Below are 23101 nucleotides of genomic sequence, written 5' to 3'. Positions count from 1 at the left end.
CTTTATTTAATTATCCAGCGCCTAGCCCCGCGAGGTTACTATCCTGCTCCTTCGGCAAAGCGCATTCGAAGAAGTACTGTTCACCTCGTCGCATGCCTTCAAGGATGAAAATTCAGTGATGGAGGCATCCCGATGAAGTTAAAGAACGACTTCACTGAAGGACCTAAAGCCTTGTCGGGGCTGACCAAGTCGCTTCCGCTTTTTCTTGTTCATTTTTAAATAAATCTCATTTTTTCATCATATATTCTCTATAGTATATAGAAAAATGGGAGTGAATAGGAATGGTTAAAATTTCTGATTTTCAAATAAAAGATGTTGTCAATGTATCGGATGGAAAAAGGCTAGGGAATATAGGCGATATTGAAATAAATTTATCAACTGGAAGAATAGAGGCCGTAGTTATAAGCGGGAGTGGCAGAGTCCTGGGTATATTTGGTAAGGATCAAGATATCGTTATTCCTTGGAAGAATATTATCAAAATTGGCCAAGATGTAATATTGGTTCGCTATAAAGGCTTTGAGGAAAAAGTTTCAGATGAAGCATAAAAAAGGAATCCATTAGCCCTTCGGTGACCATTTTTGCTATTCATGGTAAACTAAAGAAAAAAGAAGAGGTTAAAGAATGGAACCATTTTTTAAAGAAAATCAATCAGTATTTACCATACAAAACTGGATGGAGCAATTTCCAGGTTTAGTTGCCGGTATATCAACTAAAAATGGAGGAGACTCAAAAGGAGAATACGAGCAGCTAAACATGGGGTTTCACGTCGGGGACAACCCCGTTCATGTTTGTACAAACAGAGGGAGGGTAGCTGACATGCTGCAATTCCCTCTGAACCAATGGGTTGGGGCTGAACAAATCCATGATATTGTGATACAAAAGGTCACGAAGACAGATCGAGGAAAAGGATCTGTTGACTATGATCATTCTTTTAAAGGGACGGATGGATTTTATACAAATGAAGAAGGCATTTTATTAACGCTCTGCTTTGCTGACTGCGTCCCTCTTTTTTTTATCGCGCCAGAACACCGCATGATTGGAGCCGCCCACGCCGGATGGAAAGGAACAGTAAATGAAATTGCTTTCCAAATGGTTATGGCATTTAAAGCGGAAGGAATTAATCCTGATCAAATATTTGCGGCTATTGGACCGTCTATTTGTGAAAAATGTTATATTGTAGATGACCGTGTGATTCATTTTGTAGAAAAAGCACTAGAAGATGTCGAGAAAAAACCATATAATTTAGTAAATGAAGGTCAGTATTCATTAGATTTGCGTGAGGTTAATAGGCAAATCTTGATGAAAGCGGGTGTACCCGATCAAAATATTCTTGTGACCGGATTGTGCTCGAGTTGCGACGAAAGAGAATTTTTTTCTCACCGTCGTGATAGAGGCAGGTCAGGAAGAATGATGAGTTTTATTGGCTGGAAGGAGAGCTAAATCGTTTATGAAAGTAGCAGCAAAACTTGAACATATTAATCAGCAAATACTAGAAACATGTCGTAAAGTAAATCGTGACCCGAATGAAATTAAAGTAATTGCCGTTACCAAATATGTAAGTACAGAAAGAGCACAGGAGGCAGTCGAGGCTGGGATCTTAAATCTGGGTGAAAACCGGGATGAAGGCCTTCTTGCGAAATGGGAAGTGTTAGGGGACAAGCCTAATTGGCACTTTATAGGCACTTTACAAACAAGGAAAGTAAAAAATATCATCGGAAAAGTGGAATATATTCATTCATTGGATCGACTTTCATTGGCAGAAGAAATCAATAAGCGTGCCGAAAACCCGGTAAAATGCCTTGTTCAGGTGAATGTTTCTCAAGAGGAATCCAAACACGGGTTAACACCTGAAGAAGCAATCGTTTTTATTAAACAGCTGAAGTCTTTTGAAAATATTCGGGTTGAAGGTTTAATGACAATGGCCCCTTTCACAGACGACGAAAATGTGCTACGTGATTGTTTTCAAGCGTTAAGACAGCTGCGGGATCAAATTAAGGAACTTCATCTGGATTATGCCCCTTGTAAAGAGCTATCAATGGGAATGTCTAATGATTTTACGATTGCAATCGAAGAGGGTGCGACGATGGTAAGAATTGGAACAGCACTAGTCGGTGAAGATGATTAGGAGTGGATTGTGATGAGTATAAAATCAAAATTAAAAACATTTTTCTTTTTAGATGAGGAATATGATGAAAAAGAGGAAATCGTAGAAGAGGTTCAGCAACCGGTTCAGCAACCGGTGAAACAACTAAAGCCTCCGGTTAAACCGCAAAATGTCGTAAGCCTGCAAAGTGTACAAAAGTCTTCAAAGGTGATACTTGTCGAACCGCGAACCTACTCTGAGGCGACGGAAATTGCCGACCATTTAAAAAATCGCCGTGCCGTTGTTGTTAACCTGCAGCGAATTGATAAGGAACAAGGCCGGCAAATTGTAGACTTTTTAAGCGGTGCTGTTTATACCATCAGCGGAGAAATTCAAAAAATTGGCGATAGGATTTTTTTATGCACCCCTGATAATGTTGAAGTGTCAGGTAATATTACAGAAGCATTGATGAACGAAAGAGAATTTCAAGATACGAGGTGGTAAGCGGAAATGAATTTAATTTTTACTCTTTTAATTGATTTAATTGGAATCTATCGCTGGATTTTAATTATTTATATTTTAATGTCGTGGTTTCCAAATATGAGCAGCTCGCAAATTGGTTCTTTTCTTGCACGAATTTGTGAACCATTCCTTGAGCCATTCAGACGGATTATTCCTCCAATTGGTATGATGGACATCTCTCCTTTGGCGGCATTTTTCGTTCTATATTATGCTCCGGTTGGTTTAAGGGCCGTTCAAAGTTGGATTGGTTAAATCCGGGTTTTTAAGGGATGTAAGGAGACTTCTATGAATATTTATCAGCATTTTCGGCCCGAAGAACGGGATTTTATTGATCAGGTATTACATTGGAAGGATTATGTAGAAACCTCGTATGCTCCTAAATTAACTGATTTTCTTGACCCAAGAGAACAGCATATCTTAAAGGTGCTGATTGGGGAAAATGGCTCCATTCAATACCGTATTTTTGGCGGAAAGTCCGGAATGGAAAGAAAAAGAGCATTGATTATCCCTGATTATTTTTCGGAGAATCTCAATGATTTCCAAATTGCATTATTTGAAATTGAATACCCCGCAAAGTTTGTGACAATTGAGCATCCAAAAGTTTTAGGTACTTTAATGTCATTGGGCTTAAAGCGGGGAAAATTCGGTGATATACTTTTTGAAAATGAGAGAGTTCAATTTTTTACTTCGCAGGAGGTTAGTGATTATATTAAATTGAATTTGCAATCCATTGGACGGACCACTGTAAAAATAAAGGAACTGAAGCTTGACCAGGCAATTTCTGTTCACGATAATTGGGTTGAAAGCGAATTGACTGTTTCTTCTTTACGTTTGGATACGGTGGTATCCGGAATTCATCATTTGTCCCGGCAAAAATCACAACTCTTGATTCAGCAAGGTTTAGTGAAAGTGAACTGGACCGTAACCGAAAGCCCTTCGTTTGATTGTTATGCAGGTGATTTAATTTCTGTCCGTGGACATGGCAGAGTGAAAATATTGTCAATTGATGGCAAAACAAAGAAAGAAAAATGGCGAATGCATGTTGGAAAACAAAAATAATTTGAATTTCAGCAGGAAAATTGAAAACCTTGTCGAATATTACTTTTAATACATACGATGCAAACATTGATGGAGGTGGCATCATGCCCTTAACGCCGTTGGATATACACAATAAAGAATTTAATAAAGGTTTTCGAGGCTACGATGAAGATGAAGTAAATGAATTTCTTGATCAAGTGATTAAGGATTATGAATTAGTTCTTCGTGAGAAAAAAGAATTGGAAGATCGTTTGACTGAAATGAATGAGCGCTTAAGCCATTTTGTAAATATTGAAGAAACATTAAACAAATCAATTGTGATTGCTCAAGAAGCAGGGGAAGAGGTAAAACGCAGCGCGCAAAAGGAAGCGAAGCTGATTATTAAAGAAGCCGAGAAAAATGCAGACCGGATTGTGAATGAATCCTTATCAAAAGCTCGAAAAATTGCGATGGAAATAGAGGATTTAAAAAAACAGTCCAAGGTTTTCCGGACAAGATTTAAGATGCTGATTGAAGCTCAGCTAGATATGTTAAATACTGATGACTGGGACCATTTATTAGAGTACGAAATTGATGCTACAGAACTTAAAGTTCATGAAGAAGAAGATTCATTAGCTTGACGAATCGTAATGTTATAGCATATAATTTTCTAACAGATTAGTTAGATGGAAGATGACGGTGAAAGGGACAGTACAATTTTTCGAATGCTTTTTTAGCGAACCGGGGAGGGTGGAAGCCTGGTAAAGTGAAAAATTGGAAGATCACCCTTGAGTCCCGGGTCGAACTCCTTTAGGAAAGTAGACTTTGGCGTATTATTCACGTTACGAATGCTTAAGGGGATAGGTGCGATAAGTGCCTGTCTATAAGGGTGGTACCGCGGGAATAAACCTTCTCGTCCCTATATTGGGATGAGAGGGTTTTTTTATTTTTTAAATGGCTATTATGATTGATGTATAGAATCACAGGAGGAAGAAAAATGGATTATAAAGATACGTTATTAATGCCAAAAACTGAGTTTCCTATGAGGGGTAATCTTCCGCAAAGAGAACCCGAAATTCAATCGAAATGGGAAGAAGTCGATATCTATGCAAAAGTGCAGGAGCGGACGAAAGGGCGTCCAATGTTTGTCCTACATGACGGTCCTCCATATGCAAATGGTGATATCCATATGGGGCATGCGCTTAACAAAATTTTAAAAGATTTTATCGTTCGCTATAAATCGATGAGCGGCTACCATGCACCATATGTTCCCGGCTGGGATACACATGGCCTGCCAATCGAACAGGCGTTGACCAACAAAGGCGTTAAACGGAAAGAAATGAGTGTTGCAGATTTCAGAAAGCTTTGTACTGAATATGCATTGGAACAAATTGATAACCAACGAACTCAATTCAAGCGTCTCGGAGTTCGCGGTGATTGGGAAAACCCATATATTACCTTAAAACCGGAGTATGAAGCCCAACAAATTAAAGTATTCGGTGAGATGGCGAAAAAAGGCTATATTTATAAAGGTTTAAAACCGGTTTATTGGTCACCATCCAGTGAGTCTGCCCTTGCTGAAGCAGAAATTGAATATAAAGACAAAAAGTCACCATCAATTTATGTTGCTTTTAAGGTGAAGGACGGAAAAGGTGTTCTTGATACCGATACCCAAATTGTGATCTGGACGACAACTCCTTGGACGATTCCTGCAAACTTGGGAATTTCTGTTTATCCAGAATTGACCTATGTAGTTGTATCGGCAAACGGAAATAAATACTTAGTGGCTGAAGCCCTTTTAGAGGCCGTTACAAAAGAGATTGGGTGGGAAAATGCAGAAGTTATTCAGAAGGTAAAAGGTTCTGAATTAGAGAATATTATTGCTGCACATCCATTATATGGCCGTGATTCATTAGTTATGTTAGGGGAGCATGTTACAACAGATGCCGGTACAGGATGCGTTCATACTGCACCAGGCCATGGAGAAGATGACTTCTATGTCGGGCAAAAATATGGTTTAGATGTACTTTGCCCAGTGGATGATAAAGGGCATATGACAAATGAAGCACCTGGTTTTGAAGGATTATTTTATGATCAAGCGAATAAGCCGATTGCAGAGGCTCTGGAAAAAGAAGGAGCACTGTTAAAGCTTTCGTTTATTACACACTCCTACCCACATGATTGGAGAACAAAAAAACCAGTGATTTTCCGTGCAACAGCACAATGGTTTGCTTCCATTAAGGATTTCCGTAATGAACTCCTTGAAGCGGTTAAGGAAACAAAATGGGTTCCTGCCTGGGGGGAAACACGGTTATTCAATATGGTTCGTGACCGCGGTGACTGGTGCATTTCCCGTCAGCGTGTCTGGGGTGTGCCAATTCCGGTATTTTATGCAGAAAATGGCGTAGAAATCATCACTGACGAAACCATTAATCATGTATCTGAATTATTCCGTCAATTTGGTTCAAATGTTTGGTTTGAACGTGAAGCGAAAGATTTGCTTCCTGAAGGATTTACCCATCCTGACAGCCCGAATGGCAATTTTACAAAAGAAACAGATATTATGGATGTTTGGTTTGACTCCGGTTCTTCCCATCAAGCCGTGTTACTTGAAAGAGAAGATCTTGTTCGCCCGGCTGATCTTTATCTTGAAGGATCTGACCAATATCGCGGCTGGTTTAACTCATCATTATCCACAGCAGTAGCTGTTACTGGAAAAGCTCCATATAAAGGGGTGCTAAGCCACGGATTTGCCCTTGATGGAGAAGGTAGAAAAATGAGTAAATCGATTGGAAATGTTGTTGTACCGGCAAAGGTTATGAATCAGCTTGGCGCCGATATTCTTCGCCTTTGGGTTGCTTCAGTCGATTATCAGGCCGATGTTCGTGTTTCTGATGCGATTTTGAAGCAAGTGGCAGAGGTTTACAGAAAAATCCGTAATACTTTCCGTTTCTTGTTAGGAAACTTGGCAGACTTTAATCCGGCTTCTGATAAAGTTGCCTTTGAAAACCTGCGTGAAGTTGACCAATTTATGCTGGTAAAATTAAATAAATTGATTAAATCGGTCCGGAACGCATATGAAAATTATGAGTTCTCAGCCATTTATCATTCGGTAAATAATTTCTGTACACTTGATTTAAGTGCTTTCTATCTGGATTTTGCGAAAGACGTCCTTTATATCGAGGCAAAAGACAATCATGAACGCCGTGCGATCCAAACTGTATTATATGAGTCTTTACTTGCATTAACGAAATTGGTTTCACCGATTCTTTCTCATACAGCTGATGAAGTTTGGAAGTTTATCCCTGCTGTTCGGGAAGAAAGTGTTCAATTAACAGATCTTCCAGAGTATGTTGATTATGCAAATGCAAAAGAGCTCGAAGAAAAATGGACTGCTTTCATGAAACTTCGCGATGATGTTTTAAAAGCACTTGAAGAAGCCAGAAATGAAAAGGTTATTGGAAAATCGTTAACAGCAAAAGTTACGCTTTATGTAAATGACAAAACAAAAGCTCTTTTAGATTCGATTCACGAAAACTTACAACAGTTATTTATTGTCTCCGATTTTAAAGTGGCAGGATCTATGGAGGATGCTCCGGAAAATGCGCTTAAACTGGATAATACCGCTATTGTTGTTACCAAAGCGGAAGGTGAGACCTGTGAACGCTGCTGGATCGTTTCAAAAGAAGTTGGTCAAGATCCAGAGCATAAAACACTTTGCCCACGCTGTGCGCAAGTTGTAAAAGAAAATTATACACATTTAGCTTAAGATTAAGCCCTGTGAAAAGCACAGGGCTTTTAATTTTATCTAGCCTCAGCGCCTAGCCCCTCGAGGTCGCTATTCTATCCTGCTCCTGCGGCAAAGAATATTCGAGGAAGTACTGTTCACCTCGTCGCATGCTTGCAAAGATGAAAATTCAGTGATGTAGGCATGCCAATGAAGTCAAAGAACGACTTCACCGTCAGGTCCGCAAGCAGCTGTCGGGGTTGATCAAAGCGCTTCCGCTTTTAATTTTTTCCACCTCCGTTAATTGTTGTAGTGGTTGTCAAATGTTTGCCCGTGTCAGCTTTGACCTCCTGGAGATAATAAGGTAACACTAATTTAAACGGAGGTAACAACTATGAATGCCATGCAGGAAAAGCTGTTTTTGGAACTCCGTCAAACAAAAGAAGAAATTGAATATTCATTAAAAGGAAAGAGCAAGCAGGAGTGGATTACTTCGATTTTGGAGGAAGAGCTTGCAGACATTAATCTCGCTATGGAAAAAATGGAAAAAGGCCAGTATGGCCAATGTGAAATTTCCGGTGAATTATTGCCGGATGATTTATTAAGAATGATCCCCACGTTAAAGACAACTAAGGATTCAGAATCCTTAGTTAAGTATTATAAAAAACCGATAAATTCCTCTTTTTAACCCATCACATTGTCGTTTCGCCATTTATTATGCTAAAATGCTAAGGAAGTATGTTAAATGTGGAGGTATTTCTTAGTGTTTTATTACTTAATTGCGATTTTTGTTATTGTATTGGATCAAATTACGAAGTGGCTAATTGTAAGTAAAATGCAGTTTGGTGAAAGTATCACCATCATTGAAAATTTTCTTTATATTACCTCCCACAGAAATCGAGGAGCTGCATGGGGAATTTTACAAGGACAAATGTGGCTATTTTACGTTATCACATTAGTTGTCATTTTTGCTTTAATTTACTACCTGCAAAAAGCTGCCAAAGGGAAATGGCTGCTGGGGATTTCCCTTTCCTTTATGCTTGGAGGGGCAATCGGGAATTTTATTGACCGCGTAATTCGTAAGGAAGTGGTCGATTTTATTCATACGTTTATTTTTGGTTATAATTTTCCAGTATTTAATATTGCAGATTCGGCATTAGTAATTGGTGTAATTTTATTAATGATTTCGATGCTGCGTGATGAGAGAGAATCAAAGGAGAAATCTTATGGAGAAAATGGAACACACCATTCTTGAGGAACAAAAGGGTGACCGCATTGATAAAGTAATTTCAACCCTTGATTCAGAGTGGTCTAGAACACAAGTCCAGCAATGGATAAAGGACGGAAACGTTCTTGTTAATGGACAAGTGGTAAAAACGAATTATAAATGTGCAGTAAATGATGTTATTGAAATTACCATTCCAGATCCGGAATCCCTCGATGTCATCCCAGAGGAAATGGATTTGGATATTTATTATGAGGATAAAGATGTATTGGTCGTAAATAAACCAAGAGGTATGGTCGTTCATCCGGCTCCGGGTCATTTAACAGGCACCCTTGTGAATGGACTTATGGCACATTGCAAGGATTTATCGGGAATCAATGGAGTCCTGCGTCCTGGAATCGTACACCGAATTGATAAAGATACCTCGGGACTATTGATGGTAGCGAAAAACGATATGGCGCATGAAAGCTTAGTCAATCAATTAGTCCAAAAGACTGTAACCCGCAAATATAAAGCAATTGTTCATGGGGTTATCCCGCATGATTTTGGTACAATTGACGCTCCGCTTGGACGGGATCCGAAAGACCGGCAAAGTATGACTGTGGTTGATGACGGAAAACATGCGGTAACGCATTTTCATGTGCTTGAGCGCTTTAAAGATTATTCTTTTGTAGAATGTCAATTGGAAACAGGGAGAACACATCAAATTCGTGTTCATTTGAAATACATCGGCTATCCGCTTGCAGGAGATCCAAAGTATGGTCCGAAGAAAACACTTGATATTGACGGGCAGGCATTGCATGCGGGGGTACTTGGATTTGTTCACCCAAGAACTCAGGAATATCTGGAATTTGAAGCACCATTGCCGGATGATTTTGAGCGGCTGCATGAATATTTACGAAATAATCGTTGACACTTGGATGAAAAGTATTGTAAGATAACAATAGTTGAATATGACCTTTAAATCAGTCCTGTGAGGCTGAGAAGGTAACGGTTTATGAGATTGGGAAGATTATGCCTAATTTCAGAATTGTTAACCTCTCGCTGAGCAGCGGGAGGTTTTTTTATGAATAATCAAAAGGCACTTGTTCTTGATGAGCAGGCGATTTCGAGAGCGTTAACCCGAATTGCTCATCAAATTATTGAAAAAAATAAGGGCATTGAAGAATGTGTCCTTGTAGGGATTCGAACAAGAGGAATTTATTTGGCAGAACGCCTGGCAAAAAAAATTGAAGAGATTGAAGGTAAACCTATCCCAGTAGGAGAATTGGATATTACCTTATATCGAGATGATTTAACGAAGAGAACGGAAAATCAAGAACCACTTGTAAAAGGTTCTAATATTCCAGCAGAAATTACCGATAAAAAAGTTATTCTTGTAGATGATGTATTATATACGGGGCGCACGGTAAGATCAGGTTTAGATGCTTTAATGGATATGGGACGTCCATCCGTTATCCAGCTAGCAGTATTAGTTGACCGTGGCCATCGGGAACTTCCGATTAGAGCAGATTACGTAGGGAAAAATATTCCTACATCAAGTATGGAAAAAATCGTGGTTGAGTTAGCGGAAATTGACAAAGTTGATCAAGTTAGTATTTACGACAAATAAAGATATCCTTTTTAAATGCAGTCCCGTGAGGCTGACAAAGAGGAAAAAACCGGGTTATTATTCAAAATTCGGTAATTTTCTAACCTCTTTGTGCCATCATGGACAAAGAGGTTTTTTAATGAAAAATAGAACCAAACTAATGTTAAACACCTTTGCAAAACTGGAGGAGAAAAAATGGCAAACTCACCAATTTTAGGCGTAAAAGATGTTCCGAAACCGGGACAATGGTTAACTTTAAGTCTACAGCATTTATTCGCAATGTTCGGTTCCACCATTCTTGTGCCGTATCTAGTTGGATTAAGTCCAGCGATTGCATTGATCTCAAGTGGTCTTGGAACCTTAGCCTTTCTCTTAATTACACAATTTAAAGTTCCTGCCTATCTTGGATCATCATTTGCCTTTATCGCGCCAATTATTGCCGCTAAAACGGCCGGAGGACCAGGAGCAGCAATGGTCGGTACGTTCATGGCCGGGCTCATATATGGAATTGTTGCACTTGTTATTAGTAAGGCAGGTTATCGTTGGATCATGAAATTGCTGCCACCAGTCGTTGTTGGTCCAGTCATCATTGTCATTGGTTTAGCAATTTCCGGAACAGCAGTTGGCATGGCGATGAATAATCCAGTTACACATAAATATAGTCTGCTTCATTTCTCTGTTGCACTTGTGACGCTTGCAGCAACGATTGTTTTCTCGATTTACTTAAGAGGTATGTTAAGTATCATCCCAATTTTAGGGGGGATCATCGTTGGTTATATTTACGCTTTAATCGTAGGAATTGTTGATTTCAGTCCTGTTTTAAAAGCACATTGGTTTGAACTTCCAGATTTTATGTTTCCGTTCATAAGTTATAAAGTAAAATTCACTTTGGATTTAGTACTCTTAATGGTTCCTGTTGCTGTTGTTACCTTATCTGAACACATTGGCCACCAGCTGGTCCTAAGCAAAGTAGTCGGGCATGACTACATTAAAGATCCAGGATTACACCGCTCGATCCTTGGTGATGGAACAGCTACACTCATTTCTTCACTTATTGGTGGGCCACCTAAAACAACTTATGGAGAAAATATTGGAGTCCTTGCAATTACTCGTATCTACAGCGTTTATGTGATTGCCGGAGCAGCGGTTTTCGCCATCATATTTGGCTTTGTTGGTAAAATCTCAGCATTAATCAGCACCATTCCAACACCGGTTATGGGCGGCGTATCCATCCTTTTATTCGGAATTATTGCTTCTTCAGGATTAAGGATGTTAGTTGATAGTAAAATTGATTTTGGTGACAAAAGAAACTTAGTCATTTCATCTGTCATCCTTGTTCTTGGCATTGGCGGAGCATTCCTTAAAGTATCTGACTCATTCCAGATTCAAGGGATGGCCTTAGCAGCTATTTTCGGCGTATTACTTAACCTTATTCTTCCTGGAAGACCTCCAGTGAATGAAAATATGTTTGAAGAAGATGAATTAGTGAAAGAACGGAAATCAGCATAATATTGTTAACCTTTTAAATGAAGTCCTGAGAGGCTTATAAGGGTGTAGTACAAAGTTTTTACACCCTAATCATTTGGTCAGGGTGTTTTTTTTCATATCTAGAAGGGTGGGGATTTAATTGTTACAGCACTTATTAACCACAAATGAATTGAAGGTAGAGGAAATTTATAAAATATTAGAGGATGCACAGGGATTTGCGGAAGGAATGATATGGCGTCCGGAAAGGCAAATGTTTTCTGCGAACTTATTTTTTGAAAATAGTACAAGAACGAAATGCAGTTTTGAAGTAGCCGAAAGACGGTTAGGTTTGAATGTCATTCCTTTTGAAGTCCAGACGTCGAGCGTTCAAAAAGGGGAAACATTGTATGATACGGTTAAAACTCTTGAATCCATTGGAGTTAATACAATTGTCATTCGTCATCAACAGGATCGGTACTTTGACGATCTAGTCGGAAAGGTTAATATCCCGATTATTAATGGAGGAGATGGATGCGGTCATCATCCGACACAGTCGCTTCTTGACCTTTTAACCATCTATCAGGAATTCGGGGGATTTACTGGGCTAAAAATCTCCATTATTGGAGACATAAGACATAGCAGGGTGGCACGTTCCAATGCGGATACATTGACAAGACTGGGAGCAGATGTCGTTTTCTCAGGTCCGGAAGAATGGTTCGATAATTATAGTTTAAGTTCATCAAGATTTAAACCGATAGATCAAGCAATAGAAGATGCCGATGTTGTTATGCTTCTTCGTGTTCAGCATGAACGTCATCAAAAGAAGGGAAGCTTTACAGCATCTGAGTATCACAATAAATTTGGACTTACCCTAGAGAGGGAAAAGCGAATGAAAGCAAACAGTATTATTATGCATCCAGCCCCTGTAAACCGTAATGTGGAGATAGCTGATAGCTTGGTCGAATGCAAGCGGTCAAGAATCTTTAAACAAATGGAAAATGGTGTATTTGTTAGAATGGCTGTATTAAAAAGATCAATTGAAAGCATTAAAGGAGGATTTACAAATGAAACTACTTATTCAGAACGTCAATTATATAGCATTTGATGGTGAAAATAAATTATCAGATATCTTAATAGAAAATGGAATTATTACGAAAATAGAAAAGAACATTAATGTTGATGTTGATCGAAAGATAGATGCATCTGGGCTACTTGTTTCACCAGGTTTTATCGATTTACATATTCATCTTCGTGAACCTGGTGGAGAGAAGAAGGAAACCATTGAAACCGGTACAGAAGCAGCGGCCAAAGGTGGTTTTACCACTGTTGCAGCAATGCCTAATACAAGACCAGTTCCGGATTGTAAAGATCAAATGGAGTGGCTGCAAAATCGAATACAGGAAACTGCCAAAGTCCGTGTATTGCCATATGGTTCTATCACGATTCGTCAGCTCGGACAGGAAATGACAAATTTTAATGAACTTAAAGAAGCTGGGGCATTTGCTTTTACTGATGATGGGGTAGGGGTACAGTCCGCTGAAAAGATGCTCCAAGCCATGCGGAAAGCAGCAGAGCTTGACATGGCTATAGTTGCCCATTGCGAAGAAAATACCTTGATTAATAAAGGCTGTGTCCATGAAGGAACATTTGCAAAAAATAATGGATTAAACGGAATTCCATCTGTTTGCGAATCTGTCCAAATTGCCAGAGATGTGTTACTTGCCGAAGCAGCAGGCTGCCATTATCATGTTTGCCATATAAGCACAAAGGAGTCTGTCAGGGTGGTTAGAGATGCGAAACAAGCTGGTATTAATGTCACAGCAGAAGTAACTCCACATCATTTAATACTTTCACAAGATGACATTCCAGGACTTGATGCAAATTATAAAATGAATCCGCCGCTTCGTGATACTGCTGACCGGAACGCTTTAATTGAAGGACTTTTGGATGGAACAATTGATTTTATCGCAACCGACCATGCTCCACATACTGCTGAAGAAAAAAGTGAAGGGATGGAATTGGCACCGTTTGGAATTGTAGGGTTAGAAACGGCCTTCCCACTGCTTTATACACATCTTGTAATGAAAAATATTATCACGTTGGAGCAATTAATAGAATTTTTAACGAGAAAGCCGGCTGAAGCTTTTGGACTTCCATATGGAAAAATTGAGATTGGTGTACCAGCAGATCTTGTACTCTTGAATTTATCGGATGAACAAGTAATTAACCCGGATGAATTTTTATCAAAAGGTAAAAATACTCCATTTGGCGGCTGGAAATGTAAGGGCTGGCCGGAAATGACAATCGCAGAAGGAAAAATAGTATGGGAAAAAGGGAGTGTATCTAAATGAAGGCTCAGCTAATTTTAGAAGATGGATCAGTTTTTATCGGTGAAGGGTTTGGAAGCCATCTTGATACAGTTGGAGAAGTCGTCTTTAACACTGGAATGACAGGCTACCAGGAGATTCTTTCGGATCCATCCTACTGCGGACAAATTGTCACACTTACTTATCCTTTGATCGGAAATTATGGGATTAACCGTGATGATTTTGAATCCATAAATCCTGCAGTAAAAGGATTTATTGTAAAGGAAGCAGTCGAGTTTCCATCCAACTGGAGAAGTGAATTTACCTTAGATGAGTACTTTAAAATGAAGAAAATTCCTGGTATTTCCGGGATTGATACACGTAAATTGACAAGGATAATTCGTAAATATGGAACATTAAAGGGAGCCATTTGCAGTATTGATAAAGATGTTAATGTAGTCCTTAGCAGCTTAAGACAAACAAGCCTCCCGATTGATCAGGTAAGGCAGGTATCTACGAAAAATTCCTATCCGAGTCCAGGACGCGGAAAAAGGATCGTCCTTGTTGATTTTGGAATGAAACATGGAATATTACGAGAATTAAATGAGCGTGGCTGTGATGTCGTTGTCGTTCCATATCGTACAACTGCAGAAGAAATTCTTCAATTGCGCCCCGATGGAATCATGCTTTCGAATGGCCCTGGGGATCCAAAAGATGTTCCAGAAGCAATTCATATGATTAAAGAAGTTTTGGGGAAGATCCCGATATTCGGAATCTGCCTCGGTCATCAATTATTTGCTCTTGCCTGCGGGGCAGACACTAAGAAAATGAAGTTTGGTCACCGTGGATCTAACCACCCGGTAAAAGATCTTGCAACTGGAAAAATTGCGATAACATCTCAAAACCATGGCTACACAGTTGAAGAGGAATCAATAAAAAATACAAGGTTAGCTATCACTCATATTGCCTTAAATGATGGGACAGTCGAAGGATTGAAGCACCTTGACTATCCGGCATTTACCGTTCAATATCATCCGGAAGCATCACCAGGACCGGAAGATGCAAATGAATTGTTTGAACAATTTCTTACGATGCTGGAAGCTAATAAACAGGAGGTAACAACGAATGTCTAAACGTACAGATATTAACTCCATTTTAGTTATCGGTTCAGGCCCGATTGTAATTGGTCAGGCCGCAGAATTTGATTATGCAGGTGCCCAGGCTTGTATTGCCCTTAAAGAGGAAGGCTACCGTGTTATTCTTGTAAATTCAAACCCAGCGACGATTATGACGGATACAGAGATGGCTGATGCTGTCTATATCGAACCGCTGACAGTGGAATTTGTCAGCCGCATTATTCGCAAGGAACGTCCCGATGCACTTTTAGCAACACTCGGAGGGCAAACAGGCCTTAATCTTGCCGTTGAGTTATCAAAATCAGGAGTTTTGGAAGAATGTGGAGTAGAAATTCTCGGAACAAAGTTATCGGCAATTAACCAGGCTGAAGACCGTGAATTATTCAGGAGCTTAATGAATGAATTAAACGAGCCGGTACCTGATAGTGAAATTGTTCATGAATTAGAGGAAGCAAAGGCATTTGTTGAAAAAATTGGCTTCCCTGTAATTGTCCGTCCAGCTTTTACTCTTGGAGGAACAGGCGGCGGGATCTGTCATAGTCCTGAAGAGTTAGAAGAAATCATTACCAGCGGCTTGAAAAACAGCCCGGTTCATCAATGTCTGCTCGAAAAAAGCATCGCCGGTTACAAAGAAATTGAATATGAAGTCATGCGTGATTCGAATGATAATGCCATCGTTGTTTGTAACATGGAAAACATCGACCCGGTAGGAGTACATACGGGCGACTCCATTGTCGTGGCACCTAGCCAAACCTTAAGTGACCGCGAATACCAGCTGTTAAGAAATGTATCTTTAAAAATTATCCGTGCTCTTGGGATTGAAGGAGGCTGTAACGTTCAGCTTGCTCTAGACCCATATAGCTTTAACTACTACATCATCGAAGTAAATCCAAGGGTAAGTCGTTCATCTGCTCTTGCATCCAAAGCGACAGGTTATCCAATTGCCAAGCTGGCAGCGAAAATTGCTGTTGGTTTAACGCTGGATGAAATGCTGAACCCGGTTACAGGAAAAACCTATGCAAGCTTCGAACCGGCACTTGATTATGTTGTAACGAAAATTCCAAGATGGCCATTTGACAAATTTGAGTCAGGAAACCGTTCGCTTGGAACGCAAATGAAGGCAACAGGCGAAGTTATGGCAATCGGGCGTACATTTGAAGAATCGCTGTTAAAAGCAATCCGTTCTTTAGAAGCTGGTGTGTACCACTTCGAATTGAATGGTGCGGCGGATATCAACGATGAATTAATTGAAAAGCGGATCCGTAAAGCAGGGGATGAGCGTCTCTTTTACATTGCAGAGGGCTTAAAACGCGGTCTATCTATTGAAACTATTCATCAATGGAGTAAAATTGATTTGTTTTTCCTAAAGAAATTTGAAGGAATTATCGAGCTTGAAACAAAGCTTACTGCGAAACCTTTCGAAAAGGAAATTCTAATTGAGGCAAAACAAAAAGGATTTACGGATAAAAAGATTGCAGAACTATGGAATAGTAAGGAACAAGATATCTACAATCTGCGCAAGGAGACTGGGATTGTCCCGGTTTATAAGATGGTAGATACATGTGCATCAGAGTTCGAATCGGAAACTCCATATTATTATGGAACGTATGAAGAAGAAAATGAGTCTGTTGTCACAGGAAAAGAAAGTGTAGTGGTTTTGGGTTCCGGACCAATCCGCATCGGTCAAGGAATCGAATTTGACTATGCAACGGTTCATTCTGTGAAGGCGCTAAAAGAAGCCGGCTATGAAGCTATCATTATTAACAATAATCCGGAAACTGTTTCGACTGATTTCAGTATTTCCGATAAGCTCTACTTTGAGCCGCTTACCATTGAGGATGTAATGAGCATCATTGATTTGGAAAATCCAATTGGAGTTGTCGTTCAATTTGGCGGACAAACCGCAATCAACCTTGCATCAAAGCTTGAAGAAAATGGAGTTAAAATCTTAGGAACAAGCCTTAAGGATTTGGACCGTGCGGAAAATCGCGATAAATTTGAACAAGCCCTTGAAGAGCTAAACATTCCGCAGCCTCTTGGTAAAACAGCCTTATCGGTGGAAGAAGCACTAATAATTGCTGAAGAAATTGGTTATCCAGTTCTTGTCCGCCCTTCCTATGTCCTTGGCGGCCGGGCAATGGAAATTGTTTACCGTAAAGAAGAACTGCTTCATTATATGAAAAATGCTGTGAAGATTAATCCTGAACACCCTGTGTTGATTGACCGTTACTTAACCGGGAAAGAGATTGAAGTCGATGCAATTTGTGACGGTGAAACGGTATTGATACCGGGAATTATGGAGCATATCGAACGCGCCGGGGTTCACTCTGGTGACTCGATTGCAGTCTATCCGCCGCAAACACTTTCCGAAGAGGTAAAACAGACTCTTGCTGAATATACGGTGAAATTGGCAAAAGGATTAAATATAATCGGCTTACTAAATATTCAATATGTTTTAGCCGGCGATCAAGTTTATGTACTAGAGGTTAACCCGCGTTCGAGCCGTACGGTACCGTTTTTAAGTAAAATTACAAATATCCCGATGGCGAAAATTGCTACGAAAGCGATTTTAGGTGCATCCATTATCGAGCAAGGCTATATGCCAGGACTTGTTTCAGAAAAGGAAGGCGTATTTGTAAAGGTTCCAGTCTTCTCATTTGCGAAATTGAAAGATGTCGATATTACTTTAGGGCCTGAAATGAAATCAACAGGTGAAGTAATGGGTAAAGATGTAACTTTAGAAAAAGCTCTTTATAAAGGGTTAGTGGCATCTGGAATGAACATCCAAAAGTTTGGAACGGTATTATTTACGATTGCAGATAAAGATAAGCATGAAGCGTTGCAGCTTGCGAAACGGTTTTCGGCCATTGGCTATCGTCTCATGGCAACTAGCGGAACCGCTAGCCTATTAGAATCTGCCGGTCTACCGGTTAAAGTAGTTGGTAAAATTGGTTCAGAAGGAAAAACTTTGTTAGATGTTATTCATCATGGCGAAGTACAATTCATTATTAATACATTAACAAAAGGAAAGCAGCCGGAACGTGATGGATTTAGAATTCGCCGTGAAGCCGTTGAAAATGGCGTTCCATGTTTAACATCATTAGATACTGCTGATGCAATTCTTAAGGTAATTGAGTCAATGAACTTCTCTACTGAAGCGATGACAGTCGAGAAAAAAAGAGAGGCGGTTTTGACATGATCCGCAAAGAGATGTGCAAAATCATTAGCCAAGAAGAAATAGCTCAAGATATTTATGAGCTTACCGTGGCAGCCGAGTTTGTTAAGGATATAACTGCTCCCGGACAATTTGTCCATATTCGCGTTACAGGCGGATGGGATCCATTATTGCGACGACCAATTAGTATTTCATCCTACGATGATGAAAAATTTACGATGATTTATCGGAAGGAAGGTCAGGGCACTGGGTTGCTTGCAGAAATGAAAGCAGGTTTGGAACTTGATATTTTGGGACCGCTTGGAAATGGGTTTCCGGTTGAAGAAGCAGCTGTAGGCGAAACAGCACTGCTTGTTGGTGGAGGCATTGGAGTGCCTCCTCTCTACGAGCTGTCCAATCAATTACGTGCTAAAGGGGTCAAGGTCATTCATATCCTTGGATTTCAAACAAAATCGGCAGTATTTTATGAAGAAAAGTTCGCGGAAAATGGCGAAACCTATATTGCTACTGCAGATGGATCCTATGGGCATAAAGGATTTGTTACTGATGTAATGAAGGAATTATCATTTGATATTATTTATACTTGCGGGCCGACACCAATGTTAAGAGCCATTGAACAAGGCTATTCTGAGAAGAAATTATTTTTATCGTTAGAGGAACGGATGGGCTGTGGTGTAGGGGCATGCTTTGCATGTGTGTGTAAAACGGACGATTCAACTACTTCCTATAAAAAAGTATGCATTGATGGACCTGTTTTCCGTGCCGGGGAGGTTTTAATATGAGTCGCTTAGATGTTAAACTGCCAGGTTTAAACTTAAAAAATCCGATTATTCCTGCATCAGGCTGTTTTGGGTTTGGCAAGGAGTATAGCAAGTTTTATGATTTAAGTGTTCTTGGAGCGATCATGATTAAAGCAACAACAGCGGAGCCAAGGTTTGGGAATTCGACACCTCGTGTAGCAGAAACCTCTGCTGGAATGTTGAATGCAATCGGGCTGCAAAATCCTGGTCTAGAAAAAGTAGTTTCGGAAGAACTGCCATGGCTCTCGCAATTTGATGTTCCGATTATCGCAAATGTCGCGGGCTCCCTTGAGGAAGATTATGTAGCGGTTGCGAAGGAAATTTCAAAGGCTCCGAACGTTCATGCCCTTGAACTTAATATTTCTTGTCCAAATGTAAAAACAGGTGGAATTGCTTTTGGAACGATTCCCGAAGTAGCAAAGCAATTAACCCGTAAAGTCAAGGAAGTTTCCGAGGTACCGGTTTATGTTAAGCTTTCTCCCAATGTAACCAATATTGTGGAAATGGCTAAAGCAGTGGAAGATGGCGGTGCAGATGGTTTAACGATGATCAACACACTCGTGGGAATGAGACTCGATTTAAAAACAGGAAAACCGATTCTAGCCAATCGTATAGGTGGTCTCTCAGGCCCAGCAGTAAAACCGGTTGCGATCAGAATGATCTATGAGGTCAGTCAGGCAGTTAACATTCCAATCATCGGCATGGGCGGGATTGCTACTGCAGAAGATGTGATTGAATTTTATTATGCCGGAGCAAGTGCTGTGGCTGTTGGTACAGCCAACTTCGTGGATCCATTTGTTTGCCCAACGATTATTGAAGAATTGCCTGTGTTGTTAGATAAATTGGGATTTGATCACATTAGTGAGTGTCAAGGAAGGAGCTGGAAGCAGCATGAACAACTCGCTTATCATCGCTCTTGATTTTGCGAATGGAAATGAAGTAAAACAGTTTTTACAGCCTTTTAGTGGTAAAGAGCTTTTTGTAAAAGTAGGCATGGAACTGTATTACCAGGAAGGCCCTTCAATCATTAATATGTTAAAGGAAGCTGGGCATCAGATATTCTTAGATTTAAAACTTCACGATATCCCCAATACCGTTAAAAGTGCCATGAGAGGTTTAGCTCACCTTGATTGCGATCTTGTAAATGTCCATGCTGCCGGAGGAAAGGAAATGATGCAGGCAGCATTGGAAGGCTTAGAGGCTGGAACCTCTGCTGGCCGTAAGCGCCCTGCTTGTATTGCGGTGACACAATTGACCAGTACTTCTGAGGAACAAATGAATCGCGAACAGCTGATTCCTGGTTCATTGATGGATTCCGTTCTTCACTATGCAGCGTTGACAAAGGATGCAGGTTTAGATGGGGTCGTTTGCTCAGCTTGGGAAGCAGGAGCCATTAGGGAAAAACTCGGTTCGGATTTTTATACAGTAACCCCGGGGATTCGCATGGTTTCCGATCATATCGGAGATCAAAAGCGCGTGGCAACTCCGGAATTTGCTAGAAATACCGGTGTCACTTCCATTGTCGTGGGGCGTTCGATTACAAGGTCGGCTGACCCATTAAAAAGTTATGAACAATGGATGGAAGCATGGAAGGGAGTAACAATATGAAACATTTGATTGCAGAAAAACTTTTAGAAATTAATGCGGTTGCGTTAAAACCGAATGATCCATTTACTTGGACTTCAGGTCTTCGCTCCCCGATTTATTGTGATAACCGTTTAACTCTATCTTACCCTGAAGTGCGCAGAGCGATTGCAGACGGGTTAAGTAAACTGATTGTTGAGAAATTCCCTGATGCAGAGGTTATCGCCGGAACAGCAACTGCCGGCATTCCGCATGCAGCTTGGGTGAGTGAACTAATGAATTTACCGATGTGTTATGTTCGTTCGAAGCCAAAAGGCCATGGAAAAGGGAATCAGATTGAAGGGAAAGCTGAAAAAGGACAGAAAGTTGTTGTAGTTGAAGATTTAATCTCAACGGGCGGCAGTGTAATTACAGCTGTTCAGGCATTAAGAGAAGCAGGTTGTAACGTGCTTGGAGCTGTATCGATTTTTACTTATGGACTTGGAAAGGGGAAAGAAGCATTCGAGCAGGAAGGAATTGCTGCAGCCTCTTTAACGGACTTTGCAACATTAGTCGAAACAGCAATCGAAAAAGGCTATATTAGTGAAAACGATAAAGACAGCCTTTTAACTTGGAGCAAGAACCCAGCTGAATGGAGTAAGCGGTTTGAATAAAAATGTTAAGACCCCGGAATCCCGGGGTCTTTTTAATGTTTTTTCAATTTTAATACCAATTCTTCGTCCGGAGTTACATAAACCGTCTGCTGATTATCATAAATTACAAATCCAGGCTTAGCCCCGCTCGGTTTTTTAACAAATCGAACTCTTGTAAAGTCCACTGGGACCGAGCTTGAATTACGCGCCTTACTATAGTATGCGGCAAGTACTGCTGCCTCTAAAATCGTATCATCGGAAGGTTCCTTAGTGCGAACCACAACATGTGACCCCGGGATATCTTTCGTATGGAGCCAAACTTCATCCCTTGCAGCCAATTTATTGGTTAAATAATCATTCTGCTTATTATTTTTTCCAACAATTATCTCAGTTCCATCTGTTGCTATATAATGGTCGAGCACAGGCTTTGCATTTTGCCCCTTTTTTCCATTACGTTTCTGGCGGTCGCGGATATAGCCTCCTTCAACAAGCTCTTCTCTAATCTCAACAATATCTTTAGGTGATGCACTTACGATCTGTTGCATTAAAGTATCAAAATATGCTACTTCTTCAAGTGCCAATTCTATTTGTTCTTCGACAATTGATACCGCATTTTTGGCCTTCTGATATTTTGAAAAATATTTTTGTGCGTTTTCTGAAGGTGACTTTCGTGGGTCAAGCGGAATCACAACGGTTCCACCCGATTCATCATAATAATCAAGAACCTCTATTTCCTTCATCCCTTTTTTAGCAGCATATAGGTTTGCTGTTAACAGTTCCCCGAAACGCTGAAATCGATCCGCTCGTTCGGCATCACGTAAGGTGACTTTTAACTTGGTAATTTTTTTCTCATTCTTCTCCTTTTCATTGATAATAAAACGTTCAATATCATTCCCTTGCTGCTTCACTCTGTCGCGCTCTGCCTTGCCAAAATAAAAACGATCCAGCATTTCGCTAAGGGTTGGAAATTCTTTGAATTCTCCCTTTAAATGTTGAAGCGGAAATAAATAAAACGAATCTTTTCCGGCTGATGATATAATCGTCGGAGTAATATTGCCATTTTTAATCTGGTTAATCATACTTATAAACGTTTTTGGCAGTGTTGTGCGATTAGCAAGTCCGCTTTGAAGAACGGCTTCTTTTGCAAATAACGGAGATATTCCGGAAAATTGTTCAACAAGCTGCCGATCCAGCATGCCGCTATTAAAATCCAGCTTCTTTAACACGTCCTCTTCCATTGCTTGAAAGGGATTTTGCTTATTTTGTTCAGGAGGGAAGACATACGGCTGTCCTGGTAAAATAGCCCTGTAGCTGTTAACCGCGAAGGAAACGTGTTTAATACTATCAAGGATGAGATTCCGGCTTTTATCAACTAATACAATATTGCTGTGCCTTCCCATAATCTCAATGATTAATTGCTTGTAACTAATATCCCCGATTTCGTTCCGGCCTTTAATTGCAAAAACAATCATCCGATCATTATCTACTTGGTATACATCTTCTAAAATATATCCTTCAATATGCTTCCTGAGAAGCATGCAAAACATAGGAGGTTCACTTGGATTTTCATAACCTTCGTTTGTCAGTTGAACTCTCGCATAGCTTGGATGTGCGGATAAAAGCAGCTTTTGGTTTACGCCATTCGCACGGATTGTTAATATTACTTCATTTTTATAAGGCTGATGAACTTTATTAATCCTTCCCCCTTTTAAGGAACGGGAAAGTTCATCGACCATTGCTTTTGTAAATAAACCATCAAATGACATGGAAAAACATCCTTTACAATCTTCTATACATCAATTATATCGTACTCAATTAAAACCTGTCTTATTTTAA

At 40.1% G+C, this 23101-nt stretch carries 22 protein-coding genes and 1 other annotated feature; of the genes, 21 read left to right on the top strand and 1 reads right to left on the bottom strand.

All coding sequences use genetic code 11. The features are described from left to right. Positions 1–281: 281 nt before the first annotated feature. The 21 genes from BIV60_RS12970 to pyrE all read left to right on the top strand — a co-directional run bounded on the left by BIV60_RS12970 (position 282) and on the right by pyrE (position 21286). Positions 282–545 (top strand): YlmC/YmxH family sporulation protein, encoded by a 264-nt coding sequence (locus BIV60_RS12970; RefSeq protein ID WP_071356160.1) that lies wholly within the window; start codon positions 282–284, stop codon positions 543–545. 76 nt (positions 546–621) lie between these two features. Further along, positions 622–1440, top strand: coding sequence for a peptidoglycan editing factor PgeF (gene pgeF, locus BIV60_RS12965; RefSeq protein WP_071356159.1), 819 nt, complete (start codon positions 622–624; stop codon positions 1438–1440). 7 nt (positions 1441–1447) lie between these two features. Continuing rightward, positions 1448–2125 (top strand): YggS family pyridoxal phosphate-dependent enzyme, encoded by a 678-nt coding sequence (locus BIV60_RS12960; RefSeq protein ID WP_071356158.1) that lies wholly within the window; start codon positions 1448–1450, stop codon positions 2123–2125. 12 nt (positions 2126–2137) lie between these two features. Next, positions 2138–2587, top strand: coding sequence for a cell division protein SepF (locus BIV60_RS12955; protein WP_071356157.1), 450 nt, complete (start codon positions 2138–2140; stop codon positions 2585–2587). Between the two features lie 6 nt (positions 2588–2593). Beyond that, positions 2594–2857 carry a YggT family protein gene (locus tag BIV60_RS12950; RefSeq protein WP_071356156.1) on the top strand — a complete coding sequence of 88 codons (264 nt, stop codon included), beginning with the start codon at positions 2594–2596 and terminating at the stop codon, positions 2855–2857. 33 nt (positions 2858–2890) lie between these two features. Continuing rightward, positions 2891–3664: a YlmH family RNA-binding protein gene (locus BIV60_RS12945; protein WP_071356155.1), complete on the top strand. Its 774-nt coding sequence runs from the start codon at positions 2891–2893 to the stop codon at positions 3662–3664. 83 nt (positions 3665–3747) lie between these two features. Beyond that, positions 3748–4263, top strand: coding sequence for a DivIVA domain-containing protein (locus tag BIV60_RS12940; protein ID WP_071356154.1), 516 nt, complete (start codon positions 3748–3750; stop codon positions 4261–4263). Positions 4264–4312: 49 nt separating this feature from the next. After that, positions 4313–4546: a binding site (T-box leader), on the top strand. Positions 4547–4619: 73 nt separating this feature from the next. After that, a complete protein-coding gene (ileS, locus tag BIV60_RS12935) occupies positions 4620–7391 on the top strand; it encodes an isoleucine--tRNA ligase (protein WP_071356153.1) in 2772 nt (923 codons plus the stop codon). 352 nt (positions 7392–7743) lie between these two features. Then, positions 7744–8037 (top strand): hypothetical protein, encoded by a 294-nt coding sequence (locus BIV60_RS12930; RefSeq protein ID WP_071356152.1) that lies wholly within the window; start codon positions 7744–7746, stop codon positions 8035–8037. 75 nt (positions 8038–8112) lie between these two features. Then, positions 8113–8604: a signal peptidase II gene (gene lspA / locus BIV60_RS12925; RefSeq protein ID WP_071356151.1), complete on the top strand. Its 492-nt coding sequence runs from the start codon at positions 8113–8115 to the stop codon at positions 8602–8604. After that, on the top strand, positions 8576–9487 hold the full coding sequence (locus BIV60_RS12920) for an RluA family pseudouridine synthase (RefSeq protein WP_071356150.1): 912 nt from the start codon (positions 8576–8578) through the stop codon (positions 9485–9487). The genes lspA and BIV60_RS12920 overlap by 29 nt, the downstream gene beginning before the upstream one ends. 153 nt (positions 9488–9640) lie before the next feature. Continuing rightward, on the top strand, positions 9641–10186 hold the full coding sequence (gene pyrR / locus BIV60_RS12915) for a bifunctional pyr operon transcriptional regulator/uracil phosphoribosyltransferase PyrR (protein WP_071356149.1): 546 nt from the start codon (positions 9641–9643) through the stop codon (positions 10184–10186). Positions 10187–10360: 174 nt separating this feature from the next. After that, a complete protein-coding gene (locus BIV60_RS12910; RefSeq protein WP_071356148.1) occupies positions 10361–11674 on the top strand; it encodes a solute carrier family 23 protein in 1314 nt (437 codons plus the stop codon). 118 nt (positions 11675–11792) lie between these two features. After that, positions 11793–12737 (top strand): aspartate carbamoyltransferase catalytic subunit, encoded by a 945-nt coding sequence (locus BIV60_RS12905; RefSeq protein WP_071356147.1) that lies wholly within the window; start codon positions 11793–11795, stop codon positions 12735–12737. Continuing rightward, positions 12697–13983, top strand: coding sequence for a dihydroorotase (locus BIV60_RS12900; RefSeq protein WP_071356146.1), 1287 nt, complete (start codon positions 12697–12699; stop codon positions 13981–13983). Before BIV60_RS12905 ends, BIV60_RS12900 begins: the two co-directional genes overlap by 41 nt. Beyond that, positions 13980–15071, top strand: coding sequence for a carbamoyl phosphate synthase small subunit (locus BIV60_RS12895; RefSeq protein WP_071356145.1), 1092 nt, complete (start codon positions 13980–13982; stop codon positions 15069–15071). Before BIV60_RS12900 ends, BIV60_RS12895 begins: the two co-directional genes overlap by 4 nt. Further along, entirely contained in the window at positions 15064–18273 is a 3210-nt protein-coding gene (carB, locus tag BIV60_RS12890) for a carbamoyl-phosphate synthase large subunit (protein WP_071356144.1), read from the top strand. Before BIV60_RS12895 ends, carB begins: the two co-directional genes overlap by 8 nt. Continuing rightward, entirely contained in the window at positions 18270–19031 is a 762-nt protein-coding gene (locus BIV60_RS12885) for a dihydroorotate dehydrogenase electron transfer subunit (protein WP_071356143.1), read from the top strand. Before carB ends, BIV60_RS12885 begins: the two co-directional genes overlap by 4 nt. Beyond that, the gene (locus BIV60_RS12880; RefSeq protein WP_071356142.1) at positions 19028–19969 is read left to right on the top strand and encodes a dihydroorotate dehydrogenase; all 942 of its coding nucleotides are present in this window, start codon (positions 19028–19030) and stop codon (positions 19967–19969) included. The genes BIV60_RS12885 and BIV60_RS12880 overlap by 4 nt, the downstream gene beginning before the upstream one ends. Further along, complete coding sequence (gene pyrF, locus BIV60_RS12875; RefSeq protein ID WP_071356141.1) at positions 19941–20657, top strand: orotidine-5'-phosphate decarboxylase; 717 nt, start codon at positions 19941–19943, stop codon at positions 20655–20657. The genes BIV60_RS12880 and pyrF overlap by 29 nt, the downstream gene beginning before the upstream one ends. Further along, positions 20654–21286 (top strand): orotate phosphoribosyltransferase, encoded by a 633-nt coding sequence (gene pyrE / locus BIV60_RS12870; protein ID WP_071356140.1) that lies wholly within the window; start codon positions 20654–20656, stop codon positions 21284–21286. Before pyrF ends, pyrE begins: the two co-directional genes overlap by 4 nt. 32 nt (positions 21287–21318) lie before the next feature. Here pyrE and BIV60_RS12865 read toward each other — a convergent pair whose 3' ends face one another. Next, positions 21319–23031 (bottom strand): Rqc2 family fibronectin-binding protein, encoded by a 1713-nt coding sequence (locus BIV60_RS12865; RefSeq protein ID WP_071356139.1) that lies wholly within the window; start codon positions 23029–23031, stop codon positions 21319–21321. Between the last annotated feature and the right edge of the window lie 70 nt (positions 23032–23101).

It is taken from the genome of Bacillus sp. MUM 116, assembly GCF_001866655.1.
Lineage (GTDB): Bacteria > Bacillota > Bacilli > Bacillales > Cytobacillaceae > Neobacillus.
This window is presented reverse-complemented; position numbering and strand designations above follow the sequence as displayed.

Bases quoted from the DNA above. Each gene is read 5' to 3' on its own strand.
- BIV60_RS12970 (WP_071356160.1), top strand. From the start codon at position 282: ATGGTTAAAATTTCTGATTTTCAAATAAAAGATGTTGTCAATGTATCG.
- pyrR (WP_071356149.1), top strand. From the start codon at position 9,641: ATGAATAATCAAAAGGCACTTGTTCTTGATGAGCAGGCGATTTCGAGA.
- carB (WP_071356144.1), top strand. From the start codon at position 15,064: ATGTCTAAACGTACAGATATTAACTCCATTTTAGTTATCGGTTCAGGC.
- BIV60_RS12920 (WP_071356150.1), top strand. From the start codon at position 8,576: ATGGAGAAAATGGAACACACCATTCTTGAGGAACAAAAGGGTGACCGC.
- pgeF (WP_071356159.1), top strand. From the start codon at position 622: ATGGAACCATTTTTTAAAGAAAATCAATCAGTATTTACCATACAAAAC.
- BIV60_RS12900 (WP_071356146.1), top strand. From the start codon at position 12,697: ATGAAACTACTTATTCAGAACGTCAATTATATAGCATTTGATGGTGAA.
- BIV60_RS12865 (WP_071356139.1), bottom strand. From the start codon at position 23,031: ATGTCATTTGATGGTTTATTTACAAAAGCAATGGTCGATGAACTTTCC.
- pyrE (WP_071356140.1), top strand. From the start codon at position 20,654: ATGAAACATTTGATTGCAGAAAAACTTTTAGAAATTAATGCGGTTGCG.
- BIV60_RS12945 (WP_071356155.1), top strand. From the start codon at position 2,891: ATGAATATTTATCAGCATTTTCGGCCCGAAGAACGGGATTTTATTGAT.
- BIV60_RS12930 (WP_071356152.1), top strand. From the start codon at position 7,744: ATGAATGCCATGCAGGAAAAGCTGTTTTTGGAACTCCGTCAAACAAAA.
- BIV60_RS12910 (WP_071356148.1), top strand. From the start codon at position 10,361: ATGGCAAACTCACCAATTTTAGGCGTAAAAGATGTTCCGAAACCGGGA.
- pyrF (WP_071356141.1), top strand. From the start codon at position 19,941: ATGAACAACTCGCTTATCATCGCTCTTGATTTTGCGAATGGAAATGAA.
- BIV60_RS12950 (WP_071356156.1), top strand. From the start codon at position 2,594: ATGAATTTAATTTTTACTCTTTTAATTGATTTAATTGGAATCTATCGC.
- BIV60_RS12885 (WP_071356143.1), top strand. From the start codon at position 18,270: ATGATCCGCAAAGAGATGTGCAAAATCATTAGCCAAGAAGAAATAGCT.
- BIV60_RS12940 (WP_071356154.1), top strand. From the start codon at position 3,748: ATGCCCTTAACGCCGTTGGATATACACAATAAAGAATTTAATAAAGGT.
- ileS (WP_071356153.1), top strand. From the start codon at position 4,620: ATGGATTATAAAGATACGTTATTAATGCCAAAAACTGAGTTTCCTATG.
- BIV60_RS12955 (WP_071356157.1), top strand. From the start codon at position 2,138: ATGAGTATAAAATCAAAATTAAAAACATTTTTCTTTTTAGATGAGGAA.
- BIV60_RS12895 (WP_071356145.1), top strand. From the start codon at position 13,980: ATGAAGGCTCAGCTAATTTTAGAAGATGGATCAGTTTTTATCGGTGAA.
- BIV60_RS12960 (WP_071356158.1), top strand. From the start codon at position 1,448: ATGAAAGTAGCAGCAAAACTTGAACATATTAATCAGCAAATACTAGAA.
- BIV60_RS12880 (WP_071356142.1), top strand. From the start codon at position 19,028: ATGAGTCGCTTAGATGTTAAACTGCCAGGTTTAAACTTAAAAAATCCG.